At 24.4% G+C, this 24,455-nt stretch carries 28 protein-coding genes and 3 pseudogenes; 8 read left to right on the top strand and 23 right to left on the bottom strand.

Annotated features, from left to right (window positions below):
• Window positions 1–15: 15 nt before the first annotated feature.
• Both AAHM78_RS11175 and AAHM78_RS11170 read left to right on the top strand, forming a co-directional pair.
• Window positions 16–1,254, top strand: a complete 1,239-nt coding sequence (locus AAHM78_RS11175) for an IS256 family transposase (protein ID WP_342255153.1) — start codon at window positions 16–18, stop codon at window positions 1,252–1,254.
• 531 nt (window positions 1,255–1,785) lie between these two features.
• Window positions 1,786–2,160 carry a transposase family protein gene (locus tag AAHM78_RS11170; protein WP_342253215.1) on the top strand — a complete coding sequence of 125 codons (375 nt, stop codon included), beginning with the start codon at window positions 1,786–1,788 and terminating at the stop codon, window positions 2,158–2,160.
• Here AAHM78_RS11170 and AAHM78_RS11165 read toward each other — a convergent pair.
• Window positions 2,147–2,962, bottom strand: a pseudogene (locus AAHM78_RS11165) (IS256 family transposase); the annotation flags it as partial. The gene AAHM78_RS11170 and the pseudogene AAHM78_RS11165 sit on opposite strands and share 14 nt — an antisense overlap.
• A gap of 80 nt (window positions 2,963–3,042) precedes the next feature.
• Between AAHM78_RS11165 and AAHM78_RS11160 the strand changes: the two are divergent.
• On the top strand, window positions 3,043–4,002 hold the full coding sequence (locus AAHM78_RS11160) for an IS1595 family transposase (protein WP_342253213.1): 960 nt from the start codon (window positions 3,043–3,045) through the stop codon (window positions 4,000–4,002).
• An 85-nt stretch (window positions 4,003–4,087) separates the two neighbouring features.
• On the opposite strand, the gene AAHM78_RS11155 is transcribed toward AAHM78_RS11160, so the two are convergent.
• Entirely contained in the window at window positions 4,088–4,333 is a 246-nt protein-coding gene (locus tag AAHM78_RS11155) for a transposase family protein (protein ID WP_342253212.1), read from the bottom strand.
• 56 nt (window positions 4,334–4,389) lie between these two features.
• On the opposite strand from AAHM78_RS11155, the gene AAHM78_RS11150 reads away from it, so the two are divergent.
• On the top strand, window positions 4,390–4,926 hold the full coding sequence (locus AAHM78_RS11150) for a hypothetical protein (protein ID WP_342253082.1): 537 nt from the start codon (window positions 4,390–4,392) through the stop codon (window positions 4,924–4,926).
• A gap of 264 nt (window positions 4,927–5,190) precedes the next feature.
• Here the strand turns inward: AAHM78_RS11150 and AAHM78_RS11145 are convergent, their stop codons facing one another.
• The 5 genes from AAHM78_RS11145 to AAHM78_RS11125 form a co-directional block, all read right to left on the bottom strand.
• Window positions 5,191–5,556, bottom strand: a complete 366-nt coding sequence (locus AAHM78_RS11145) for a transposase family protein (RefSeq protein WP_342254958.1) — start codon at window positions 5,554–5,556, stop codon at window positions 5,191–5,193.
• Between the two features lie 59 nt (window positions 5,557–5,615).
• Window positions 5,616–6,008 carry a transposase family protein gene (locus tag AAHM78_RS11140; protein ID WP_342253211.1) on the bottom strand — a complete coding sequence of 131 codons (393 nt, stop codon included), beginning with the start codon at window positions 6,006–6,008 and terminating at the stop codon, window positions 5,616–5,618.
• Window positions 6,009–6,209: 201 nt separating this feature from the next.
• A complete protein-coding gene (locus tag AAHM78_RS11135; RefSeq protein ID WP_342253210.1) occupies window positions 6,210–6,602 on the bottom strand; it encodes a transposase family protein in 393 nt (130 codons plus the stop codon).
• A gap of 186 nt (window positions 6,603–6,788) precedes the next feature.
• Complete coding sequence (locus tag AAHM78_RS11130; RefSeq protein WP_342255152.1) at window positions 6,789–7,346, bottom strand: endo-beta-N-acetylglucosaminidase; 558 nt, start codon at window positions 7,344–7,346, stop codon at window positions 6,789–6,791.
• 40 nt (window positions 7,347–7,386) lie between these two features.
• On the bottom strand, window positions 7,387–8,025 hold the full coding sequence (locus AAHM78_RS11125) for a lipoprotein (RefSeq protein ID WP_342255151.1): 639 nt from the start codon (window positions 8,023–8,025) through the stop codon (window positions 7,387–7,389).
• A 242-nt stretch (window positions 8,026–8,267) separates the two neighbouring features.
• Here AAHM78_RS11125 and AAHM78_RS11120 point away from each other — a divergent pair, with 242 nt between their 5' ends.
• From AAHM78_RS11120 to AAHM78_RS17105, 4 genes and pseudogenes are all read left to right on the top strand, one after another.
• Complete coding sequence (locus AAHM78_RS11120; protein WP_342253209.1) at window positions 8,268–9,089, top strand: IS1595 family transposase; 822 nt, start codon at window positions 8,268–8,270, stop codon at window positions 9,087–9,089.
• A gap of 568 nt (window positions 9,090–9,657) precedes the next feature.
• Window positions 9,658–10,383: pseudogene (locus tag AAHM78_RS11115) on the top strand (IS30 family transposase); the annotation flags it as partial.
• Between the two features lie 83 nt (window positions 10,384–10,466).
• The gene (locus AAHM78_RS11110) at window positions 10,467–11,426 is read left to right on the top strand and encodes an IS1595 family transposase (RefSeq protein ID WP_342253207.1); all 960 of its coding nucleotides are present in this window, start codon (window positions 10,467–10,469) and stop codon (window positions 11,424–11,426) included.
• Window positions 11,427–11,515: 89 nt separating this feature from the next.
• Window positions 11,516–11,740 (top strand): annotated as a pseudogene (locus AAHM78_RS17105) (IS30 family transposase); the annotation flags it as partial.
• A 300-nt stretch (window positions 11,741–12,040) separates the two neighbouring features.
• Here AAHM78_RS17105 and AAHM78_RS11105 read toward each other — a convergent pair.
• From AAHM78_RS11105 to AAHM78_RS11030, 16 genes are all read right to left on the bottom strand, one after another.
• Entirely contained in the window at window positions 12,041–12,367 is a 327-nt protein-coding gene (locus AAHM78_RS11105) for a hypothetical protein (protein WP_342253206.1), read from the bottom strand.
• Window positions 12,345–12,746, bottom strand: coding sequence for an ATP-binding cassette domain-containing protein (locus AAHM78_RS11100; protein ID WP_342253205.1), 402 nt, complete (start codon window positions 12,744–12,746; stop codon window positions 12,345–12,347). The genes AAHM78_RS11105 and AAHM78_RS11100 overlap by 23 nt, the downstream gene beginning before the upstream one ends.
• A gap of 2 nt (window positions 12,747–12,748) precedes the next feature.
• A complete protein-coding gene (locus tag AAHM78_RS11095) occupies window positions 12,749–13,477 on the bottom strand; it encodes a hypothetical protein (RefSeq protein ID WP_342253204.1) in 729 nt (242 codons plus the stop codon).
• An 88-nt stretch (window positions 13,478–13,565) separates the two neighbouring features.
• Window positions 13,566–14,558: a lipoate--protein ligase gene (locus tag AAHM78_RS11090; RefSeq protein ID WP_342253203.1), complete on the bottom strand. Its 993-nt coding sequence runs from the start codon at window positions 14,556–14,558 to the stop codon at window positions 13,566–13,568.
• A 7-nt stretch (window positions 14,559–14,565) separates the two neighbouring features.
• Window positions 14,566–15,702 (bottom strand): alpha/beta hydrolase, encoded by a 1,137-nt coding sequence (locus AAHM78_RS11085; protein ID WP_342253202.1) that lies wholly within the window; start codon window positions 15,700–15,702, stop codon window positions 14,566–14,568.
• 39 nt (window positions 15,703–15,741) lie between these two features.
• Window positions 15,742–17,244: an FAD-dependent oxidoreductase gene (locus AAHM78_RS11080; RefSeq protein WP_342253201.1), complete on the bottom strand. Its 1,503-nt coding sequence runs from the start codon at window positions 17,242–17,244 to the stop codon at window positions 15,742–15,744.
• A gap of 137 nt (window positions 17,245–17,381) precedes the next feature.
• A complete protein-coding gene (locus AAHM78_RS11075) occupies window positions 17,382–17,597 on the bottom strand; it encodes a hypothetical protein (RefSeq protein WP_342253200.1) in 216 nt (71 codons plus the stop codon).
• A 125-nt stretch (window positions 17,598–17,722) separates the two neighbouring features.
• Window positions 17,723–18,976: an acetate kinase gene (locus AAHM78_RS11070; RefSeq protein WP_342253199.1), complete on the bottom strand. Its 1,254-nt coding sequence runs from the start codon at window positions 18,974–18,976 to the stop codon at window positions 17,723–17,725.
• Window positions 18,977–18,994: 18 nt separating this feature from the next.
• Window positions 18,995–19,987, bottom strand: a complete 993-nt coding sequence (gene pta, locus AAHM78_RS11065; protein ID WP_342253198.1) for a phosphate acetyltransferase — start codon at window positions 19,985–19,987, stop codon at window positions 18,995–18,997.
• A gap of 23 nt (window positions 19,988–20,010) precedes the next feature.
• Window positions 20,011–20,739, bottom strand: a complete 729-nt coding sequence (pyrH, locus tag AAHM78_RS11060) for a UMP kinase (protein ID WP_174481596.1) — start codon at window positions 20,737–20,739, stop codon at window positions 20,011–20,013.
• A 63-nt stretch (window positions 20,740–20,802) separates the two neighbouring features.
• Entirely contained in the window at window positions 20,803–21,384 is a 582-nt protein-coding gene (locus AAHM78_RS11055; RefSeq protein ID WP_342253197.1) for a hypothetical protein, read from the bottom strand.
• Window positions 21,385–21,404: 20 nt separating this feature from the next.
• On the bottom strand, window positions 21,405–22,283 hold the full coding sequence (gene tsf, locus AAHM78_RS11050) for a translation elongation factor Ts (RefSeq protein WP_342253196.1): 879 nt from the start codon (window positions 22,281–22,283) through the stop codon (window positions 21,405–21,407).
• Between the two features lie 15 nt (window positions 22,284–22,298).
• Window positions 22,299–23,075, bottom strand: coding sequence for a 30S ribosomal protein S2 (gene rpsB, locus AAHM78_RS11045; protein WP_425289808.1), 777 nt, complete (start codon window positions 23,073–23,075; stop codon window positions 22,299–22,301).
• Between the two features lie 214 nt (window positions 23,076–23,289).
• Entirely contained in the window at window positions 23,290–23,499 is a 210-nt protein-coding gene (locus tag AAHM78_RS11040; RefSeq protein ID WP_342252825.1) for a transposase family protein, read from the bottom strand.
• A gap of 192 nt (window positions 23,500–23,691) precedes the next feature.
• Window positions 23,692–24,084 (bottom strand): transposase family protein, encoded by a 393-nt coding sequence (locus AAHM78_RS11035; protein WP_342253194.1) that lies wholly within the window; start codon window positions 24,082–24,084, stop codon window positions 23,692–23,694.
• A 142-nt stretch (window positions 24,085–24,226) separates the two neighbouring features.
• Window positions 24,227–24,430, bottom strand: coding sequence for a hypothetical protein (locus AAHM78_RS11030; protein ID WP_342253193.1), 204 nt, complete (start codon window positions 24,428–24,430; stop codon window positions 24,227–24,229).
• Window positions 24,431–24,455 lie beyond the last annotated feature (25 nt).

Here is a 24,455-nt window from a genome sequence, read left to right as displayed (position 1 = left end):
AAGAGTGAGTTACAAATGGTTAAAAAACAAAACATTAATAATAATGATCCAATATCACAAGCAGTAGATTTATTACTAGAAAATACTGAAGATTTAACAACAGTTTTTAAAGAAGGAGGTTTATATAAAGAATTAACAAAAAGATTAGTGGAAAAAATGTTGAATTCTGAAATGCAAAATTATTTAGGATATGAAAAAAATCAACATAGTAATAGTGAAAATGCTCGTAATGGCATAACTTCAAAAAAATTAATAACTCAAGAAGGTAAAATTGAGATCGATGTACCACGAGATCGTAATAGTAATTTTACTCTTGTAATAGTGCCAAAAAGACAAAGAAGATTTGATGGTTTTGATCAACAAGTTCTTTCGCTATATGCAAAAGGTATGACATTATCAGATATTAGAACGCGATTGCGAGAGTTATATCATGGTTCAGATATTAGTGAAAGTGTTATTAGTCAAATTACTGATGATGTTATTGATGATGTCAAAGCATGGCAAAATCGGCCATTAGAAAGTATTTATCCGATTGTTTATTTTGATTGTATAGTAGTTAAAGTACGACAAGATAAACGGATTATTAACAAATCAGTTTATATAGCACTAGGAGTTGATTTAGAAGGTAAAAAAGATGTTTTAGGTTTATGAATTAGTGAAAATGAAGGTTCTAAATTTTGATTATCTAATTTTACAGAAATGAAAAATCGAGGCTTAAATGATATTATTATTGCTTGTAGTGATAATTTAACAGGCATGTCAGAAGCAATACAATCAGTTTATCCTAAAACCGAACATCAATTATGCATAGTTCATCAAATTAGAAATAGTTTAAAATATGTTTCATACAAACATCGAAAATCTCTAGTTACAGATTTAAAACCAATTTATAGTGCATGTAGTGAAGAACAAGCAATGCAAGCTTTAGAATCGTTTGAAAATAAATGAAATAAACAATATCCTCAAATTACTAAATCTTGATATCAAAATGGAGATAATTTAATGGTTTTTATTAGTTATCCACCAGAAATTAAAAGAGTAATTTATACTACAAATGCTATTGAATCTGTTAATAGTCAATTACGAAAAGTTATTAGAAATAAAAAAGTTTTTCCTAACGATATGGCGGTTTTCAAAATATTTTACTTAGCAATTGAAAATATAACAAAAAAATGAACAATGCCTATTCAAAATTGAAATACAGAAATTGCTCATTTTATGATAAAATTTGAAGACAGAATTAATCTAAACTAGTACCTTGTAAAACAAAGATACACAGATTACATAAAATCCTCAAATTATCTATATTAAATATAGAAAATATGATATAATATAAGTATGTAAAAAGTACCTACTTTAAAAGTAGTAGGATAAGGTCTATCGCTTTCCTATCTAATCCCTTTAATTAGGGATTTTTTACATAAAAAAAGTTACCTTATTGGTAACTTTTTAATTAGGTGCCAACCTAACAATTACATAATTTTGAGAACTTTTTTATTTCATATACTTACATAAGTAAGTTCATTTCATTATAACATTAATATTTATATTTTATCAAAGTTTTTTCATAACATATTCCACTACAATGATATAAGTAAAAAGAACTATCAACATCAATAATACTTATAGTAAATTCATTATTACAAACAATGCAATTTTTATTTTTAATCATTTTTTTCTTGTTTATCTAAATAATCATTTATCTTATTATATAATAGACTTGGTGCAAAACCTTTAATTTTAAAAATTTAACGATTATTATTAATATTAAAGGTGATAGTTATTATGTTGAAAAAATATAAAGATGATCAAGAATTTTATAGTTTAGTCGGCATAAAGCCACAAATATTTTATAAAATGCTTGAAATTTTAAAAATTGCTGAGTCTAAACAAAAATATTATGGTGGTAGAAAAAATAAAATTGTAATTGAAGAGCGTTTATTAATGACTTTAGAATATTGAAAAGACTATAGTAGTTATAGAGTTATTGCAAAAAGATATAATATTAGTCATACTAGTTGCATTCGTAATATTTTTTGAATTGAAAATATTTTAATAAAAAGCGGAATTTTTAATTTACCTGAAAAAAAAGATTTAACAAAAAAGAGGCTTTTATGTAATCTGTGTATCTTTGTTTTACAAGGTACTAGTTTAGATTAATTCTGTCTTCAAATTTTATCATAAAATGAGCAATTGCTGTATTTCAATTTTGAATAGGCATTGTTCATTTTTTTGTTATATTTTCAATTGCTAAGTAAAATATTTTGAAAACTGCCATATCGTTAGGAAAAACTTTTTTATTTCTAATAACTTTTCGTAATTGACTATTAACAGATTCAATAGCATTTGTAGTATAAATTACTCTTTTAATTTCTGGTGGATAACTAATAAAAACCATTAAATTATCTCAATTTTTATATCAAGATTTAGTAATTTGAGGATATTGTTTATTTCATTTATTTTCAAACGATTCTAAAGCTTGCATTGCTTGTTCTTCACTACATGCACTATAAATTGGTTTTAAATCTGTAACTAGAGATTTTCGATGTTTGTATGAAACATATTTTAAATTATTTCTAATTTGATGAACTATGCATAATTGATGTTCGGTTTTAGGATAAACTGATTGTATTGCTTCTGACATGCCTGTTAAATTATCACTACAAGCATTAAGAATATCATTTAAGCCTCGATTTTTCATTTCTGTAAAATTAGATAATCAAAATTTAGAACCTTCATTTTCACTAATTCATAAACCTAAAACATCTTTTTTACCTTCTAAATCAACTCCTAGCGCTATATAAACTGATTTGTTAATAATCCGTTTATCTTGTAGTACTTTAACTACTATACAATCAAAATAAACAATCGGATAAATACTTTCTAATGGCCGATTTTGCCATGCTTTAACATCATCAATAACATCATCAGTAATTTGACTAATAACACTTTCACTAATATCTTTTAATTTTCACAAAAAATCTTGATATTACTTTTAATTTTAAATTAAAAGTAATATTTTTATATCAGGGGTGATTTTTTGTGACTAATAATGAATTAATTGATGTTTTAAAAAACAAAAAAGATGAAGAATTTATAAAAATTATTAGACATTTTAAAAATAGAATTAAACAAATTGAGAAAAAAGAAAAATTAGATGCAATTGATAAAAAATTTAAAGAAAAAGGAATTCAATGTCCAAATTGTAAATCTTATTGATGTGTCAAAAATTGTTTTAAGAATAATAAGCAAAAATATTTATGCAAAGATTGTAAAAGTAGCTTTGATGCTTTAAGAAATCATTTTTTACATTGAAGTCATTTATCTCATGAACAATGAGATTGAATAATTTGATTGTCATTGTTAGGTCAATCTGCTTATACTATTTCTCAATTTGCTAAAATTTCAAAAACATCAGCATGATTTAATCGTCAAAAATTTATGAAATCATCACAATTAGCAAAAACACAAAAACCATTCACAAAATTAAAAGGTAGAATTGAAATTGATGAAACTTTTATCAAAGAAATTCATAAAGGAAATTTCAAAAATCCAGATGATCCAAGAAAAAAATGAATTGAAGAAAATGCTAAAGATTTAAACTGTTGTATTGAAATGGCAATTGATGAAAATAAAAATATTTATGATCAAACAACAAATACTAAAAGATTAACAAAAAAATGAGTACAAGAAAATTTAACATCTAAGCTTATCGAAGAAAAATCAATTATAGTTTGTGATATGCAAATACTATATGATACAGTAGCTAAACAAACAAAATGTACTCTCAAGAAATTTAAATCAAAAGAAAATAAAGAATTAAATTATAAAAATTTAAGTAATATCAGTAAAATACAATCAAGTTTAAAAGAATTTATTACTCATTATCATGGCATTGGATTTACCAATATTCAAAATTACCTCAATTTATGAAAATTTAAATACCAACATTATAAAATATCACCTTATGCAAAATCTGAAGCATTATATTTCAGTTTGTAAAAAAAATAAATCCCAAAATTAAATAAAATCAAATTTTAGGCCAGGTTGATGATTTTTTTTATTTCATCAAGAGTTTTTTTGAAAATTAAAAAATGCAACTAGTATGACTAATATTATATCTTTTTGCAATAACTCTATAACTACTATAGTCTTTTCAATATTCTAAAGTCATTAATAAACGCTCTTCAATTACAATTTTATTTTTTCTACCACCATAATATTTTTGTTTAGACTCAGCAATTTTTAAAATTTCAAGCATTTTATAAAATGTTTGTGGCTTTATGCCGACTAAACTATAAAATTCTTGATCATCTTTATATTTTTTCAACATAATAACTATCACCTTTAATATTAATAATAATCGTTAAATTGTTAAAATTAAAGGTTTTGCACCAAGTCTATTATAAAAGTTTTACTATTTATTATGAATATAATTTTGAAACAATTGAAAATAAACACAATGAACAAGGTATAAATTTTAATACAACAGAAAGTTTTAATCCAGCAAAAGAAGTAGAAACTACAAGTATAACTATTAATTTAAAAGATTTAATATTTTCAAATCCACAAGATAAAAATGTTAAAGATTGAAAATTAGTTCCTAATGTTCAACCTTACTCTGCTTTTGGATATGCTTATAATTCAACAATATTATCTGATTATAATCTTGCTGGTTATACATTTACATTAACTGAAAGTTATTATGGAATAAAAGAAGAATTAACAACAGATAGTGCATGTGGCATTAATATATTAGATATTAGTAAAAATAATAATTTAATATGAAAATTTAATATATACATAAATCTTGGGAAAATAGAAGCAATTTATGGAGATGCGGTTGGTGAAAAAGTTGGATATGGTAAAAGATACATTTCTAATTCAACTTTAAAAGTTACAAAATTAATATTTAACAATAGATAATTTAATATTCTTTGTTATAATTTTACTATTAATTTACAAAGGAGTTAAAAATGGATTTACCTAGTACAATTGCTTTACTAATTGCTATAATATTACCAATAATAACTGCATTTATTTATTTTGGATTAAAATTATGTTTAAAAAATAATTATTATGGTGTTTTATTACTTTTTATTGCATTAAATGTTTTTGGATTAATTTTTGGTTGTTGTATTATTTCTAATTTAAGATATAAAGAAAAAAAACATTAGACTTGGTGCAAAACTAAGGTAATTCAAAATTATATATTCCTGCTATTAAATTAAATCTTAATGCAAATCTTCGTATTTTATTGCGATATTTTAAACTTAAAATTTTAAAACGTTTTAGTTTAGCAAATACGTGTTCAATTTTAATTCTAATTTTACTTAAAGTTTTATTGTATTCTTTTTGAATTGGTGTTAATTGATTGTATTTACTTTTTTTAAATGGCAAAAATGTATTTTTATGAATATTTTGTATACCTTGATAACCTGAATCAACAAAAACTTGTTTTTCTGGATGAATAAAAGTTTTAGATTTTAGAAGCAATTTAAAATCATGAATGCTTCCAAAACAAAAAGCAGTTGAAATAATTTTTCCATTGGAAATATCAATAATTATTTGGGATTTGAGAGAATGATGTTTCTTTTTACCTGAAAAAAGTAATTTTAGTTTTTTTTAATTCTTTCAATTGGAGTTTCAGTAGCATCAATAGCTAACAAATTATTATTAGTACCTTTATTTTTTGTTAAATCTTTTTTTCCAGGTAAATTAAAAATTCCGCTTTTTATTAAAATATTTTCAATTCAAAAAATATTACGAATGCAACTAGCATGACTAATATTATATCTTTTTGCAATAACTCTATAACTACTATAGTCTTTTCAATATTCTAAAGTCATTAATAAACGCTCTTCAATTACAATTTTATTTTTTCTACCACCATAATATTTTTGTTTAGACTCAGCAATTTTTAAAATTTCAAGCATTTTATAAAATGTTTGTGGCTTTATGCCGACTAAACTATAAAATTCTTGATCATCTTTATATTTTTTCAACATAATAACTATCACCTTTAATATTAATAATAATCGTTAAATTGTTAAAATTAAAGGTTTTGCACCAAGTCTATTTTAGAAGCAATTTAAAATCATGAATGCTTCCAAAACAAAAAGCAGTTGAAATAATTTTTCCATTGGAAATATCAATAATTATTTGGGATTTGAGAGAATGATGTTTCTTTTTACCTGAAAAAAGTAATTTTAGTTTTTTTTAATTCTTTCAATTGGAGTTTCAGTAGCATCAATAGCTAACAAATTATTATTAGTACCTTTATTTTTTGTTAAATCTTTTTTTCCAGGTAAATTAAAAATTCCGCTTTTTATTAAAATATTTTCAATTCAAAAAATATTACGAATGCAACTAGTATGACTAATATTAGATCTTTTTGCAATAACTCTATAACTACTATAGTCTTTTCAATATTCTAAAGTCATTAATAAACGCTCTTCAATTACAATTTTATTTTTTCTACCACCATAATATTTTTGTTTAGACTCAGCAATTTTTAAAATTTCAAGCATTTTATAAAATGTTTGTGGCTTTATGCCGACTAAACTATAAAATTCTTGATCATCTTTATATTTTTTCAACATAATAACTATCACCTTTAATATTAATAATAATCGTTAAATTGTTAAAATTAAAGGTTTTGCACCAAGTCTAATGTCTAATAATTTTTATAAATTCTTCATCTTTTTTGTTTTTTTAAAACATCAATTAATTCATTATTAGTCACAAAAAATCATCCCTGATATAAAAATATTACTTTTAATTTTAAATTAAAAGTAATATCAAGATTTTTTGTGAAAATTAAAACTATAATTTGGATAATCTGTTAAAAATGAGGTTGTTTTATCTGGTGTTTCACCAAAAGTTAATTGAATATCAGTTGGTGTAACTTCACCATTAGCTTTACGATAACCACTATCTGCCATTTTTAATGTTTCTATATCATTATATCCAGTAACACTTTTTGAAACTGTAGCACCATTACGATAAAAAATTATTTTTAATGATTGAATATTTGGATCACTAGCAGTATCTACTTTATAATTAAATTCTTTAATAATTTCAGCCATAACATTATAATCTAAAACTGTACCATTGGGAGCAGCACCGTTTGGTTCATTATTAATAAATCAACCATCAAAGCCATTATAATTAGCAATATTAATTAAAATATCAACTATTTTATAACTACCATCACTATTTTTACTCAGAAAATCTTTTAACATTTCTTTTGTTAAACCGTGATATCCATCAAGAAAAAGATTACCAAATATTGGTGTTCCATTAATGTGTGCACTATCAATAACATCAGCTGGTGGTGGAACAATTGGCCCTTCAAATCAAGAACCTGATCAATTAATAAAATAATTAGTATATTGTCAATTTAATGGTGTATTTTCAAATGGATTTTTTTGTCCCCACTATTGTATTATCAAAAGTACGATGTTTTCGTGTTGAAAATCCTAGTTGATTATAATTAATATTTTCATCTTGGTTACTTGAGTTGTATGTTGCTACAAATTGACGTTTCTGTAAAGGTACTGTTGCTCGATTATACTTTGCATCATAGTCTTTTTGTGGATTCCAATCTAAAATTGAATTCATTCTTAAATATTTTCGAGCTGAAGAAGTTATTCCAAAATCAGAAGCATAATTACCATTAGGCATAAAACCTTTATTTAAAGGAATGCCAGTCACTGCTTGTTTTTTAATGTTTTGTGTTCATTGAAAACCAGTATTAAATTTTGAATAATTTAAATAATGACCAGTATTGCTTGGTTTAACATTTCCCAAATCATTAATATTACCAATATTATTAATAATATTTTGCGAGTTAGTATTATCAAAATTAATACCATCTCCATAATCTGAATTTGTTCAGTCAAAATTTGGTAAACCATTTAAATAATCACTACCATCTAAACTACCAATATTACAAGCAACTACTAAACTAGCAGGAGCAGAAATTAAACTAAAAACACCAAAAAGTAATAATATTTTTTTCATCAATTTTTATCCTTTCATTCCTCAATTAAAAAATCTTTTCGATAAATAGGAAAACAACATAGTAAATATCAAGATTCCAATTAATGTTTGCCAAATACTAGTAAAAACAACAAATGATATTTCATTATAATTTTGAATAATTTGACTTATTCCTAGTGAATCTAAAAATTGATATGAAGTAATCAACATATTAAACCAAATAAAATACGGACTTCTCCCCACATGTACTTGTGGAGGAAACAATGAAATTGAATGAGTTCAACAATATATTTCAAACAGAAAAAGATTGTTTGAAATATATAGCAAGTTTGAAGGAAAACAAATGTATGAGGTGTTCTTGAACAAATTTGAATACTTCTGATTTAAGAAGAATAAGATGTTTGAAATGTCATCAAACATTTAGTATTCTTCATGACACCATTTTTTACAAGTCACAAACACCTTTGACATCTTGGTTTTATCTCATCTTTAGATGAATAAACACCAAACATGGAATTCCATCAACTGATGTTGCAAAAGAATTGGGAGTAACTTTGAAAACTGCTTGAAGAATGGGTCATAAAATCCGAAGTGCAATTGCAAAACAAGAACCTCAATTCATTGTTGAGGGCATAGTGCAAATGGATGAAATGTATCTTTCACATATGGGTTTTAAAAAACAAGGAAGATCCTTAAAAAATAAAACTTTGATTGTTGGGATTTATGAAAAAACAACCAATAATTTAATTGTGAAAGTGTTGAAAAATGCAAATCAAAAAAATCTTTTGCAATTTGCAAGAAACCACATTTCTTCAAAGTGTGATGTACATACTGATTCTTGAAAAGGATATCGCCATTTTAAATCAGTTTTCACTAAGCATGAAACAGTTAACCATCAAGATGGCTATGTTTCAAAAACTGGTGTAAACATAAACCAGATTGAATCGGCATGAAAGCACATCAGACGAACATTTAAAACACATATCAAAGTTGAAAAACATCATGTTCATTTATATGCAAAAGAATCAGCATATAAATTCAATAACATACCTAGTTTTGAAACTGTAATTTTGTGTTTGATTTAAAAATGTGGGGAGAAGTCCGTAGATAGGCTTTTCTCAGCATTTATGTGATAAAATTTAAAAATAGTACATAAAGGGAGAAAAGCCATAAAATATTTAGTTGGACATAAATAATCAATAACAATAAATATTAAATTATTGTTAGTTACTGTTGGTTGAATTAAAACATCCGAAAAAATAATGAAAAATATGGTAAAAATAGCAAGCATTACAAATGATAAATTAAACTTAGGAAAAAATGTTGTAATAAATATGTTAGCAACTGTTAAAAAAATGTTAATAATATCATAGCAAATATATAGCAAATTCAAATAAATCATCTAATATTAGAAAGTAAATTTAGATGAAAATTAAATATTGAAATTAAAGAATAAATATTATAACAAATAATATTAATACTTACTGATAATGATACCATTATTAAATTTGATAAAAAAATTGTTAAAATAATATAATATTCATTAATACCAATTATTTTTATTCTTTCTTTAATGGTAAAATTAAAAAGGACACTTATATAAAAATTAAATTGTGTTAGTTCTATAATTAAGAAAAGAAAGGAATTAGCGCAATGTATAAGTATCTGAGTATTGAATCAATAATAGTAATAAAAGAATATAAAAATTATGGATTTTCGATTCGTAAAATAGCAAAAATTGTTGATTATAGTAAATCAACTGTACATAGAGTTTGTAGATTATTAAATAAAAACTTATTGCCATTAGAAATATTGAATCAATTTCAAACAAATAAACAAAATGCAGGCAGAAAATTAATAATTTTAACTTTAACAGAAATTAATAGTATTAATAATTTGTTAATTACTAAAAAGTATGCTCTTGATATAATTGCTAACTTTTTAAAGGAAAATAAAATAAAAAGTATTTCAACAAAAACTTTATATAACATGTTTAAAACAAATCGAATGGGTTTTGATGAAAATAACTTATTGAGAAAAGGCAAAAATAAATCTCACAAACAAAAAGAAACTAGGGGCAAAATTAATAATTGTAAGTCTATTCATGAAAGAAATTTAATCATTCCTAATATTAAAAATATACAAGAATTTGGTCATTTAGAAGGTGATACTATCATTGGCAAAGATCATAAAAGTTCTATTATTACTTTGGCTGATATATGATCAAAAACCACAATTCCTTTAGTAACTAAAAATCATAAATCAGAAAATATTACGAAAAGTATAATAAAATTTATTTCAAAGTTACAAAAAGGAACAGTTAAAACCATTACTTTTGATCGTGGTAAAGAATTTAGTAAATGAAGATTAATCGAAAAAATTTTTTAATTTTCACAAAAAATCTTGATATTACTTTTAATTTAAAATTAAAAGTAATATTTTTATATCGGGGGTGATTTTTTGTGACTAATAATGAATTAATTGATGTTTTAAAAAACAAAAAAGATGAAGAATTTATAAAAATTATTAGACATTTTAAAAATAGAATTAAACAAATTGAGAAAAAAGAAAAATTAGATGCAATTGATAAAAAATTTAAAGAAAAAGGAATTCAATGTCCAAATTGTAAATCTTATTGATGTGTAAAAAATGGTTTTAAGAACAATAAGCAAAAATATTTATGCAAAGATTGTAAAAGTAGCTTTGATGCTTTAAGAAATCATTTTTTACATTGAAGTCATTTATCTCATGAACAATGAGATTGAATAATTTGATTGTCATTGTTAGGTCAATCTGCTTATACTATTTCTCAATTTGCTAAAATTTCAAAAACATCAGCATGATTTAATCGTCAAAAATTTATGAAATCATCACAATTAGCAAAAACACAAAAACCATTCACAAAATTAAAAGGTAGAATTGAAATTGATGAAACTTTTATCAAAGAAATTCATAAAGGAAATTTCAAAAATCCAGATGATCCAAGAAAAAAATGAATTGAAGAAAATTCTAAAGATTTAAACTGTTGTATTGAAATGGCAATTGATGAAAATAAAAATATTTATGCTCAAACAACAAATACTAAAAGATTAACAAAAAAATGAGTACAAGAAAATTTAACATCTAAGCTTATCGAAGAAAAATCAATTATAGTTTGTGATATGCAAATACTATATGATACAGTAGCTAAACAAACAAAATGTACTCTCAAGAAATTTAAATCAAAAGAAAATAAAGAATTAAATTATAAAAATTTAAGTAATATCAGTAAAATACAATCAAGTTTAAAAGAATTTATTACTCATTATCATGGCATTGGATTTACCAATATTCAAAATTACCTCAATTTATGAAAATTTAAATACCAACATTATAAAATATCACCTTATGCAAAATCTGAAGCATTATATTTCAGTTTGTAAAAAAAATAAATCCCAAAATTAAATAAAATCAAATTTTAGGCCGGGTTGATGATTTTTTTTATTTCATCAAGAGTTTTTTTGAAAATTAAAAAAAAATTTGTAATGTCAAAATTTATTTTGCAGATCCTGGTAAACCTTGCCAAAGGGGTTTAAATGAAAATAATAATGGTATTTTAAGAAGATATTTACCAAAATCTACAGATCTATCTTCATATAAACAAAAAGATTTAAATTTTATAGCATTTCAAATTAATTCTACACCCAGAAAATCGCTCTCTTATAAAAGACCAATAGATTTAATACAATTATTTTAAAAAACTGTCCCATTTATATTTACAACTCAGATTTTTAAAAAGTTTTTCTTTCGCCATTCAATCCTAAATATTCCTAAATAAAAAGATGAAATAAAAACTGATATTGATAAAAAATTTAACAAAATGGGGGGTAAAATTTGATAATAACTATAATTATTTCATAATCACGATGATAATGCAGAAATTAAAAAACCTAATAAAAATACAAAAATATAAGTTCTAGGATTTCCAAAAATTACTTTTGAAATTAAAGAAAAAAGTCTTGAAAATTTAGAAACAGTACTTTGTTTAAATAATTCTTTAGTTACCATTAACTTCATTTTGATAATACTCCACCATCATTTTACGTAAACTACCATATTTTTTTATAATTGCATCAATACTTTGGTCTTGATAAATTTCACCATTTTTTAAAATTACTACCCGATCACAAAGTAATTCAACTTCTTCTGGTGTGTGTGAAACAATTAATAAATTAATTTTTTTAATTTCTTTTCATGACTTAATAAAATTAACAAGTTTAATTTGCATTTTTAAATCTAAACCTGTAACTAACTCATCTAAAATTAAAATTTCAGGATCATTTAAAATTGATAAAAAACAATTAAATCTTTTGTCTTTGACCACCCGAAAGTAAAGAAATTTCTTTTTTCAAAATATCATTTAACTCAAAAACATCAATTCATCCTTTGCCTTCTTCACTTTTAATATATTTTTTATTTTTATAAAATTTAATTAAATCAATAATTCGTGTACCAACTGGTCAATAACCTTCTTGAAATTGAACACCAATTTTCCGACTAACCTTTTTACCAACATCATCAAGAAATAATACTTTACCTGATGTTGGTTTTAAAACTTGTGAAATAATTTCAACCAAAGTAGTTTTACCAGAACCATTAGCACCTAAAATAGCAAGTGATTGTGAAGCAGGTATCTCTAAATTAATATTTTTTAAAACCTGATTTTTACCATAATTTTTACTTATATTTTCTAGAATAATCATTTTTATTTTCCTTGTAAATTATTATTTAAAATTTCTTCATATAATTGATTAAACATTTTTTTTATATCAGAATCCAAAATTAATAGTGGCTTTACTGTTTTGTCACTGGGTGGTTTATTTCACATATATTCACCTTTATTATTTCGTTCCACATATTTATCAAAAGTGTAAAAATCAATATCAATTGATTTTTCAATTGTTCTACCTAAATCTTGAATTCAAATTTTTACTCATTGAAAATAAAAACCAGCTTCAAAATACTTCATAACTCATAAGTTTAAATATTCATTTGCATTAATATAACTACTACTTGGATCATTAATTTTATTAATAGTAAACTCAATAAAATATGTTTGCAATGTTAAGGCCATGTATATTTGCATTGATTGTGCATGAATAATTTTATTATTAATATAATCATTAATATCTGCTGTTGGTATACCAATTTCATCATAGCCAGGTTTACCAGCATTTTTACTTGCTGAATCACGGTATTTATCAAATTCAGCAAGATAAAAATTATTAAAACAATTAACAATATTATCATTAGTTTTACCTACTTTATCAATAGCATCTTGATATAAAAATTGTCAAACATTTAATTGATTTCTATCTTTTTTTGGTCAACCACGTGTTGGATAAAGAATATCATTTATACTATTTGTTTGATCAAAACTATTATTTACTAAAAATGTAATAAAATTGCTAATTGGTGTTATAAAAATAAACATTATAAATAAAATCCATAAATATTTCTTCATATTTCCTCTTTAATATTAGTTATAAAAGTAAGGATATCATAAATAAGAATTTTATTCATTATTTTATGATACTTTTTATGATTTCTTCAGCAAGAAAATTTTCACCAAAAATTTCGTTAATATTAGCATTTTCAATGATATTAGTAATAGTTGCTGCATTATATTTTTGTTTTTCTAGTTTTTTTTCTAAACTAGTAGTACCTGCTGACCCTAGGAAATCACCATATATTTTAATATTTTCAATAATTCCTGCCTTAACATTCATTCAAACGTGAATAGTTCCTTTACTAGGAAAAAGTGTTTTATGTTTTAAATCAAAATCTGGAGATTTACCATAAACTCAATCTCAAGTTCGATATTTAGTATTTGCTAATGATTCAATATCAGCAATCATTTTTTCAGAAAATTCCATAATCTTTGTATTTTTTGTACTTTTTAATTGTTCAATAATTAAATTTTGAAATTCTTCAATTGTTATTGGTGGATTTAATAATGGTAAAATATTTGTTACTCGTGCTTGTACTGATTTAATACCTTTTGATTTTAATTTATCCAAATCAGGTTTTAATACTTTTGGTAACATTTGCATATCAACATTAAAAAGAATAGTACCATGATGTAAAATTCGATTTTTATATGTATATTGGGCATTACCCGATATTTTTTTATCATCAACTAAAATATCATTTTTACCACTAAATTGAGCATTTAAACCTATATTTTGTAAAACATTAACTATTGGTTTTGTAAAAAGACCATAATTACGAGCATTATCTTTATTTTTATCAAGAATAAAAGTAAAATTTAAATTTCCTAAATCTTGATAAACAGCTCCACCACCAGATAATCTTCGTACAACATTAACTTTTTTTGTTCTCACATATTCATTATTAATTTCTTCAATTGTATTTTGGTTTCTACCAATAACAATAGTATTATTATTTTGTCATAATAATAAGATTTCATCATTTATATAAGGATTAGTAATCAAATATTCTTCGGCTGCTAAATTAAAATATGGGTCTTTGCTATTATTAATATAATAAATCATTATTAATTTAATCTCCTTTATCTTCGGTTTTAAAATTTGTTCATTTATTAACAAATTTTAAAGTAGTTTTGCAATATGTATCATAATCGGTAGTGACGGCTCTTATATGTTTAGCAGATGGCATAATTAATAATTCACTTATTGTTTCTTTTTCATAATTTATTTTCTCTTCATACATTTTTTGTGCCATTGTTGCTGGTACAGTTTCATCATCATTACCATGAATAAATAATACAGGAATTGAAGAACAATATTTTAATTTATTAATAGGATCAATACTATTAATATTAAATTTATCTTTTAACCTAAAGAAAAATTTAACACCATAATAAAATCAAAATCAATGAAGGTTAAAGTATTGTTTACCCATAATTTTAATAATATGACTAAAAATATCAAATCCACAATCAGAAATTGCACATTTAACACCAAATTTACCAGTATCAAATCGAGATATTGTTTCCAAAACAGTACTGGCACCCATACTATTACCAATTAAAGTAATATTAGGAGGTTGTTTAAAATCTGTTTCTGCTAAATAATTATTAAGACTTAAAATAACAGCATATAAATCATCTGCTTCTTTATTACCAAAAGTAATTGCATCATGGATATTATTACTACCATGACCTCTTGTATCATAATTAACAATACTATATCCCTGTTCATAAAAATGTTTAATTAAATATAAAATGCTATAGCGATTTTGTTGTCAACCATGAGTTGCAATTATTCATTTATGATTTTTATTAGATTGATGATTATTAATGAAAAAAGCTGATAACAAGCGATTATCATAAGTAGTTATCGTCATATCTTGTGCTTCCATCATATCCCAATTACTATCATCAATCATTAGTTGTATAGAATTTTGTAATTCCATATCTCGATTATAAAAACTCAAAGTATTGAGATCAATTTTAGCAAAATTTGGATTAGTACTTCGTCCAATTCGTTGAAAATTTTCCATAACATTTCGCATCATCAAACCAATAAAAAAATTAGTAATTAAAAAAGGAATAATCCATAACGGAAAAGTAAATATCAAAATAATTTTTAATCATCAAGCAATTTTATATTTACTTTCTTTAACTGGTAAAGTCATTCTTGCTCTAAGTTTTAAATATTTTTCATTACTAACCATTATATTTTTTTCCTCTCAAAATTAATTTGATAAGGCAATCTATTTTTTCTTACCTTTTAAATATGGATCTGGATATGTAACATCTTCTTTTGTTAAAATTCCTGTTGCTAAAAGTGCTGCCGCAGTAACAAAGTTATAAGGCTTATTAAAGTGTGGTAAGAAATACATATCAATTAATGAAATTTCATCAATAGTAACCTTTTTCAATATTGCTAATGAAAACATTGCAATTGTTTCTGTATGATCATGAGTTGAACCAATTTCAGCTCCAACAATACGACGAGAACTCTTTTCTCATATAATTTTAATTTTTACTTCATGATTTTCACTCATAAAAGGTGGAAACACTGTATCTTGATAAAAATATGCTTCTACATTATTAGATCCTAAAATTGCTTTTGCATAAACTTCTGATAAACCAGTAGCACACAGTTTTCAACCAAAAACAGCAATTGCATTTGTTCCTTGAACACCAGGAAAGGCGATTCTTGTTTTAGGATCTGTTTTTGCAACATTTAATCCAGCAATTAAACCACTACGTACAGCATTAGTTGCTAAGGCAATATTAACATTTTTATTTCAAGCATTTGAACGAATATTAATACAATCACCAATTGCATAAACATTAGGATCTGAAGTTTGAAAATATTCATTAACTTCAATTGCACCACGAGGATCTAAGTTAAGTTGAACTTTACCATTCTCATCTTTCAAGATAGCAGTATTTGGTAAGAAACCAACAGCCATAATTACTAAATCAGCTTTATATGTTCCTTTATTAGTTTTTACTTCACTCACTTTATCATCTTTAATAATAAATTCTTGTAAAGTTTCTCCTAATTGTAATTTTACTCCTACTTTTTTCATATCTGTTTCAACATCATTTGTAAATTCTTCATCATAATAACGAGGCATAATACGATTTTCAAAATCAATTAAAGTAACTTCTTTTTTATCTTGATAAAAAGCTTCTACTAATTCAATACCAATATAACCTGCACCAATTACTACTACTTTTTTTACTTCTGGTTTACTCAAATCAGAAATAATTTCTTGAGCATGTTGATATAGTTTTGATAAATGAATGCCATTTGTTAATTTAACACCATTTAAAGTATCTTTAACAACTACGCCATCTTTATGAGCAATTAAACCAGGAATTTCTTTACCACCTGGATTTAAGATTGGTCATGAACCAATTCCTAATACTAACTTATCATAACTTTCAGTAAATACTTCATTAGTATCTAAATTTTTAATAGTAACAATTTTGGCTTTACTATCATATTTAATCATTTCATGTTTTTCTTTAATTTTAACACCTAATGCTCTTAACTTTTCAATTGTGGCATAAAATAATCCTTTTGGATCAGTAAATTCTTTACCAACTCAAAGCGCAATTCCACATCCTAAAAATGAAATATTATCATTACGATCATATGCTACTACTTCACTATTTGGATTAGACCTCATAATTGCCTTTAGTGCTGTTGTTCCGGCATGATTAACACCTATAACAACTATCTTTTGTTTTCTTTCCATGCTAAAATCCTCTCTTACTTATTACTTTTTTTTCAATTTCTTTTATTGTGTAATCACAAATACAAATATATATTATTTTATCACTTTTTATTTAATAGTTACAACTCTTTCTTTCGGTAGACAATATACCATTCATTTTAAAAACCTAAAATTGCAATTGGTCAATTTACATCATGATAATGATCTTTATTACTTTCTTCTTTTCAATCACGACAAGTAACCCTACTACGACTTGATGATGACTTCTTAGTTAATTTATTAATTTCATTTATCATATTTTTATCAACATTTTTATATTGATTTTCCTCACTAATTTTATGATTATTTTTTTCTTTAATGTATTTAAATTTCATACTTTTTTCTCCTTGAATCTTTAAAGTATTTATTTTTAATTAAAATTTGATAATTATTAAGTATTTTCACTTAATTTAAACATTATATATCAAAATAAAAAACCTTAATATATTTTTTTTATTTTTTAAATATTTTTTAATAAATTATATATATCTTGACAAATCATTAATTCTTCATTTGTTCTAATTTTAAAAATAGGAACTTCTGATTGTTTATCACTAATTTCTAAGTAATCATTATACTTATCATTATTTTTATTAGTTACTAATTTTAAAGTAAACACTTTAATTTCCTCAATAACTAATTGACGAATAATTGCAGAATTTTCACCAATACCTGCAGTAAATACTAATGCATCAATATTATTATCTAAATCATTACCATATTGAACAATATAATTAGCAATTCTTTGCACAAACATTTTTATTGCTAATTGTGATTTTAAATGATACTTATGGTTTTTATCATTACTACTCGCAAGAACATCACGTAAATCAGAAGAATGTCCACTAATTCCTAATAAACCCGAACTTTTATTTAAATCATTAGTAACGGTTTCAATAGTTGCTTCTGCTTTAACATTACACATATAACCATGAATAGAAGGGTCAATGATACCACTTCTAGAACCCATAATTAAACCATCTAACGGTGTTAATCCCATGCTAGTATTAAAACTTTTACCATTTTTAATAGCACAAATACTAGCACCATTACCTAAATGACAAATAATAGCATTAATCTTATCTTTTGGTTTATTTAAAATATTAGTTAATTTATCTAAAATATAACGATAACTAGTACCATGAAATCCATATCTTCTTACCTCATATGTTTTATATCAATCATATGGAACTGAGTAAAGATATTTTTCTTCAGGAATAGTACTATGAAATGAAGTATCAAATACTGCCACATGTTTAGCATGTGGAACTAATTTTTGAAAAGATGATAATCCTTTTAAAGCTGGTGGATTATGTAATGGTGCTAAAGGAATACATGCTTTGATACCAGCAATGACTTTCTCATCAATAACAATTGAGTTATTAAATTTTTGACCACCGTGAACCATACGATGACCAATTCGTTTAATATCATCAAAATTATTAATGACCTTATACTCAATTAATGCATCAATTACTGTTTGCGCTCCTATAACATGATCAGCAATATCTTTTGTTACTTCATGTTTAATAAAGTTATCACCATTAGCAATTTCAATAATAAAATTACTATTTTTAATAGCTATCCTTTCAACTAAGCCTTTACAAAGAATAGTAAAATGAGGTTGTTTATCATTATTAATAGCATTAAAAAGTTGAAATTTAATAGAACTACTTCCGGCATTAATAACTAAAATTTTATTTTGTTCTGACATATTTGTTTTATCTCCTTATTAATTTTTAATTAATTTTTGAATAGCAGTGATCAATGCTGTGTAATAAATGTCATCAATAGTAGCACCACGAGAAAGATCATTAACTGGCTGATTTAAACCCAAAACAATAGGACCAATAGCTTTATAATCACCTAATCTTTGGGCAATTTTATAACCAATATTAGCAGCATCTAAAGTTGGGAAAATAAATGCATTACAATGATTTTTAATTGTTAATTCTGGTAATTTTTTATTTCGCACTTCTTGATCTCAAGCAGCATCAAATTGAATTGGTCCTGCTATTTGCACGTTTTTTAATTTTAATTGTTGAACAAAGTTAGTAGCATTACGTACTTTATCAACACTTTCACCACTACCACTAGTATTAGTAGAATAAGATAACATTGCTAATTTAATTGGATTAAATTCTAAAAGTTCACCAAAGTGAATTGTAGATTTTGCAATATCTGCTAATTGTTCAGCTGTTGGATTTAAATTAATTGAACCATCACTAAATAAAAATATTTCTTCATTTTTATTCATAATAAATGTACTTGAAACAGTTTTAGTACCTGCTTTTGGTCCAATAATTTGCAAAGCTGGACGTAAAATATCAGCAGTAGTAAAAGTAATACCACCAACAAAACCATTAACCTCTTTATTATTTAATAACATCATTCCATAGTAATTACGACTTAATACCAATTTATTAGCTGCTGCTAAAGTTAAACCCTTTGCTTTTCTTAATTCATATAATTGATTAGTAAAATTTGTTACTTGATTTTCTTCAATAGATAATGTTTTAATATTAGAATTTTTAATATTACTAGGAATTTCTTTATCATTATTAAATAATAAAACTGGTGTAATAAAATTTTTAACAGGTGAATTATCATTAATAATTTTTAAAGCTACTGCCTGTACTTTTTCATTATCTCCTTCTGGAAATAAAATTCTGATTGGTGTTTTGCTTTTTTGTAAAATAGATAAAATAAAATCTAATAGTTTCATATTATCTTCTCTCCTTTAATTTGTTAATTTTGATTGCTAATAATAGTTGCAATTGCTTTATTTTGTACTGCTTTAATGATATTGTTTTCAACCTTAATATCAAATACCATAATTTTCAAGTTAGCTTCCATGCACATCGTTGAAGCAGTTAAATCCATTACTTTTAATTGTTTATTAGTAATATCTTGATATGATAAATGTGAATAACGAATAGCATTTTTGTTAATGTTTGGATCTTTATCATAAACACCATCAACGCCATTTTTTGCCATTAATAATATATCCGCATTAATTTCAGTAGCACGAAGTGCTGCTGCAGTATCCGTTGTAAAGTATGGTGAACCAGTACCACCAGCAAAAATACAAACATAGCCTTTTTCAAAACTACTAATAGCTTTTTTGTAATAAAAAGGTTCAGCAACTTGATTAATCTCTAATGATGTTTGCACAATAACTTTTACGTTAAGCGCTTTTAACTTTGATTCAATTACCAAAGCATTCATAATAGTCGCTAACATTCCCATATAATCAGCATTAATTCTTTTTAAACCAATCTTTTCTCCTTGTTTAGCACCACGTCAAATATTACCACCGCCAATTACTAAACCAACTTCTACTTTTGCCTTAACTAGGGTTTGAATTTGTTGACAAACATTATCAATACTTTCATTATTATATAATTCATTACTACCATCACCTAAAGCTTCACCACTAATTTTTAATAATATTCGTTTATATTTAAATTGTTCCATTTTTGATCATCCTCCTTAAATTTAATATTATAAAAAGCCACAGATTGCTTTGTGGCTTTTTATTTATTTACTGTTATCGCTAGATAATGAATCATTATTTGCGCTTTCAGCAACAGTTTCTAATTCAAAGTTAGCAATAACTTTTTGTGCTAAATGATCTTTAACAAAAAGTTGTGCTTGTGGAGTAATAATTGTTAAACGTTTTTTAATTTTTTTAATACCCTGTTCATAAACAATTTTTAAAACATTTTTCTTTTGTTCCAATGCAACAATTTTACTAGTATTAACGCTTTGTCCAAAGAAATAAATATTATGTTCATCAACTGCGATACCAAAATCAAAACTAAAAATATATGCTAATCCTAACATGATAACCAAAAATATATATTCTACTATTAATAAAGTTAAAAAAGCAGGATCAGATTTAATATATTCTGGTTCAAATGTTCAAACTTGCATTCCAATTGGAACAATCGAGATAACTAAACCAATTACACCAACTATTAATGTTGCTACTAATAATTTTAAATTCAAAAATTTAATAGTTGTTTTTGGTTTATTAAAACTATATCATCCTCAACCAAGAATAACTAATAATAATATAAACATTACTAATGCAATATAATATATAATTTGAAAATTCACTTTATTTACCTCCTAAATGTTTATTTGGCAGAACTATCAATTTTTTCACCTAATTGATAACGTATCATAGCTATAATTGTAGCATGATTTTTAGTTAAATACTCTTTAACCTTAATTGTATTATCTTTAATATAAAGTTGATCAACAATAGTTAATTCAGATAATACTTTTTCAAAACGACCTCTTATAATATTTTCAAGAATATTATCAGGACGTTTTTTTGCTTTCAATTTTTCTTCTTCTTTTGTTTTTTCACTAATAATTGATAATTCTTTATCACGAACTGTTGCAGGTATGTGATCAATATCAATGTATTTAGCATCTGCTGATACTAATTGCATAGCAACATTATTCGGAATATCACTTTCCTTATCAACACCTTTGATAATAACTAAACCACTATATTTACCACCACCATGGACATATGAACCAAAAACTTCATCACTATTTTTACTTAAATATTGAAAACGATTTAAAACAATATTTTCACCTAATTTAGCGATAGTAAATCTTATCTCATCATTTAAACTTTCACTACTTCCATCAGCTTTTAACATTAAAGCTTCTTCAATAGTTTTAGGTTGATGTTTTAAAATTGTTTCTAAAATTTTAGTAAATAAATCATTAAAATCTTCTAAATCAGCAACTTGTTCAGTTTGACAATTTAATTCACCAATAATTGCATTATTACCACTAATAACAACTTTAGTAACCCCTTCAGTAGCTTTATTAATACTTTTTTTCTCTGCTTTTGCTAAACCTTTAATTTTTAATAGGGAAAGTGCTGCTTCAAAAATATTATTTTTTTCCATCAAAGCTTCTTTACAATCAGTAATTGGTAAATCGGTTGTATCTCTTAATTTTTTCAATAATTTAACATCTACTTTAACTTCTGACATATAAACTATTCTCCTTTATTCTTTATTTTTTTCAATTACATTTTCAGTTTTATTTTCATCAAGACTAATAGTTTCTTCTACTACTATTTCTTTTTTATCAATAACTGGTTTTACACTTTGTCCTTCATTAATAGCTTCAGCAATTTTCTTTGTAATTAAAGTAATTGATTTTGTAGCATCATCATTACCAGGAATAATATAATCAATATTATCTGGATTTGAATTACTATCACAAATCGCAATAATTTTGATACCAAGTTTAACTGCTTCTTCGACAGCAATTTTATTAGTAATAGTATCAGTAACAAAAATAGCTTCTGGTAATTTATACATATTTCTAATACCACCAAGGTTACGTTCTAAACGTGCTTTTTCTTTAATTACCAACATTTGCTCTTTTTTTGTTAAAAGTTTAATTTCTCCACTTTTTTCTTTATTTTCAATATCAATTAACTTTTTAATACTTGATTTAATAGTTTTAAAATTAGTTAAATTACCACCTAATCAACGTTCTGTTACATAAGGTGAATTACAACTAATTGCAAGTTCTTGCACAGCTTCTTTGGCTTGTTTTTTTGTACCTACAAATAAAACTTTACCACCATTTTCACTAGTTTCTTTAACAAAGTGACAAGCTTCATCTAATTTACGCATTGATTTTTGTAAATCAATAATATGAATACCATTTCTTTGACTAAAAATATATTTACGCATCTTTGGATCTCATCTTTTAGTTTGGTGACCAAACTGAACTCCTGCTTCAAGGAGTTGTTCACGTGTTACAACTGACATATTGTCTCCTTCTAATTTGTTTTTCTTCCATTTATTTCTAACATTGGCCACTTTTTAATTAAAAAGCACTAGGCAATGAATTCACAAATGTGTTGCTTATTTTCATTGAATTAAGCCTGTATATTGTAGCATATTTTTTATATTTTAAACAAATTATTTTTAAACATAAAAATAGAATTGTATTTTAATAAACTATATTAGACTTGGTGCAAAACTAAGGTAATTCAAAATTATATATTCCTGCTATTAAATTAAATCTTAATGCAAATCTTCGTATTTTATTGCGATATTTTAAACTTAAAATTTTAAAACGTTTTAGTTTAGCAAATACGTGTTCAATTTTAATTCTAATTTTACTTAAAGTTTTATTGTATTCTTTTTGAATTGGTGTTAATTGATTGTATTTACTTTTTTTAAATGGCAAAAATGTATTTTTATGAATATTTTGTATACCTTGATAACTCTGGATGAATAAAATTTTTAGATTTTAGAAGCAATTTAAAATCATGAATGCTTCCAAAACAAAAAGCAGTTGAAATAATTTTTCCGTTGGAAATATCAATAATTATTTGGGATTTGAGAGAATGATGTTTCGTTTTACCTGAAAAAAGTAATTTTAGTTTTTTTTAATTCTTTCAATTGGAGTTTCAGTAGCATCAATAGCTAACAAATTATTATTAGTACCTTTATTTTTTGTTAAATCTTTTTTTCCGGGTAAATTAAAAATTCCGCTTTTTGTTAAAATATTTTCAATTCAAAAAATATTACGAATGCAACTAGTATGACTAATATTATATCTTTTTGCAATAACTCTATAACTACTATAGTCTTTTCAATATTCTAAAGTCATTAATAAACGCTCTTCAATTACAATTTTATTTTTTCTACCACCATAATATTTTTGTTTAGACTCAGCAATTTTTAAAATTTCAAGCATTTTATAAAATGTTTTTGGCTTTATGCCGACTAAACTATAAAATTCTTGATCATCTTTATATTTTTTCAACATAATAACTATCACCTTTAATATTAATAATAATCGTTAAATTGTTAAAATTAAAGGTTTTGCACCAAGTCTAATGAAATAATATTTTTAAAATCAATTTTAAATATATAAAGAGGTTGTAATTACAACCTCTTTATATATTTTTTTACATTTTTTGTGATTTACTACTAAAACTTTGACTTTTACTTGTTGAAGCTTCACTGTTTACTTTTGTTTTATCTTTTTCAAATCCAAGAGCATTAGCAACTCTTTCTCGTCTTTCACGTTCGTTTTTTTCTCCTAATGCTTTGTTTATTCTTTCAGCGTCTTTTGCACGTTTATCTTTATTTGCTTGACTTCATTTTTCCATATTGTAAAATTACTCTCTTCAATAT

The sequence above is a fragment of the Spiroplasma endosymbiont of Zeiraphera isertana genome (genome assembly GCF_964030805.1).
GTDB lineage: Bacteria > Bacillota_I > Bacilli_A > Mycoplasmatales > VBWQ01 > Spiroplasma_E.
The sequence above is the reverse complement of the archived record's forward strand: the minus strand, read 5'-3'. Positions and strand labels throughout refer to the sequence as shown.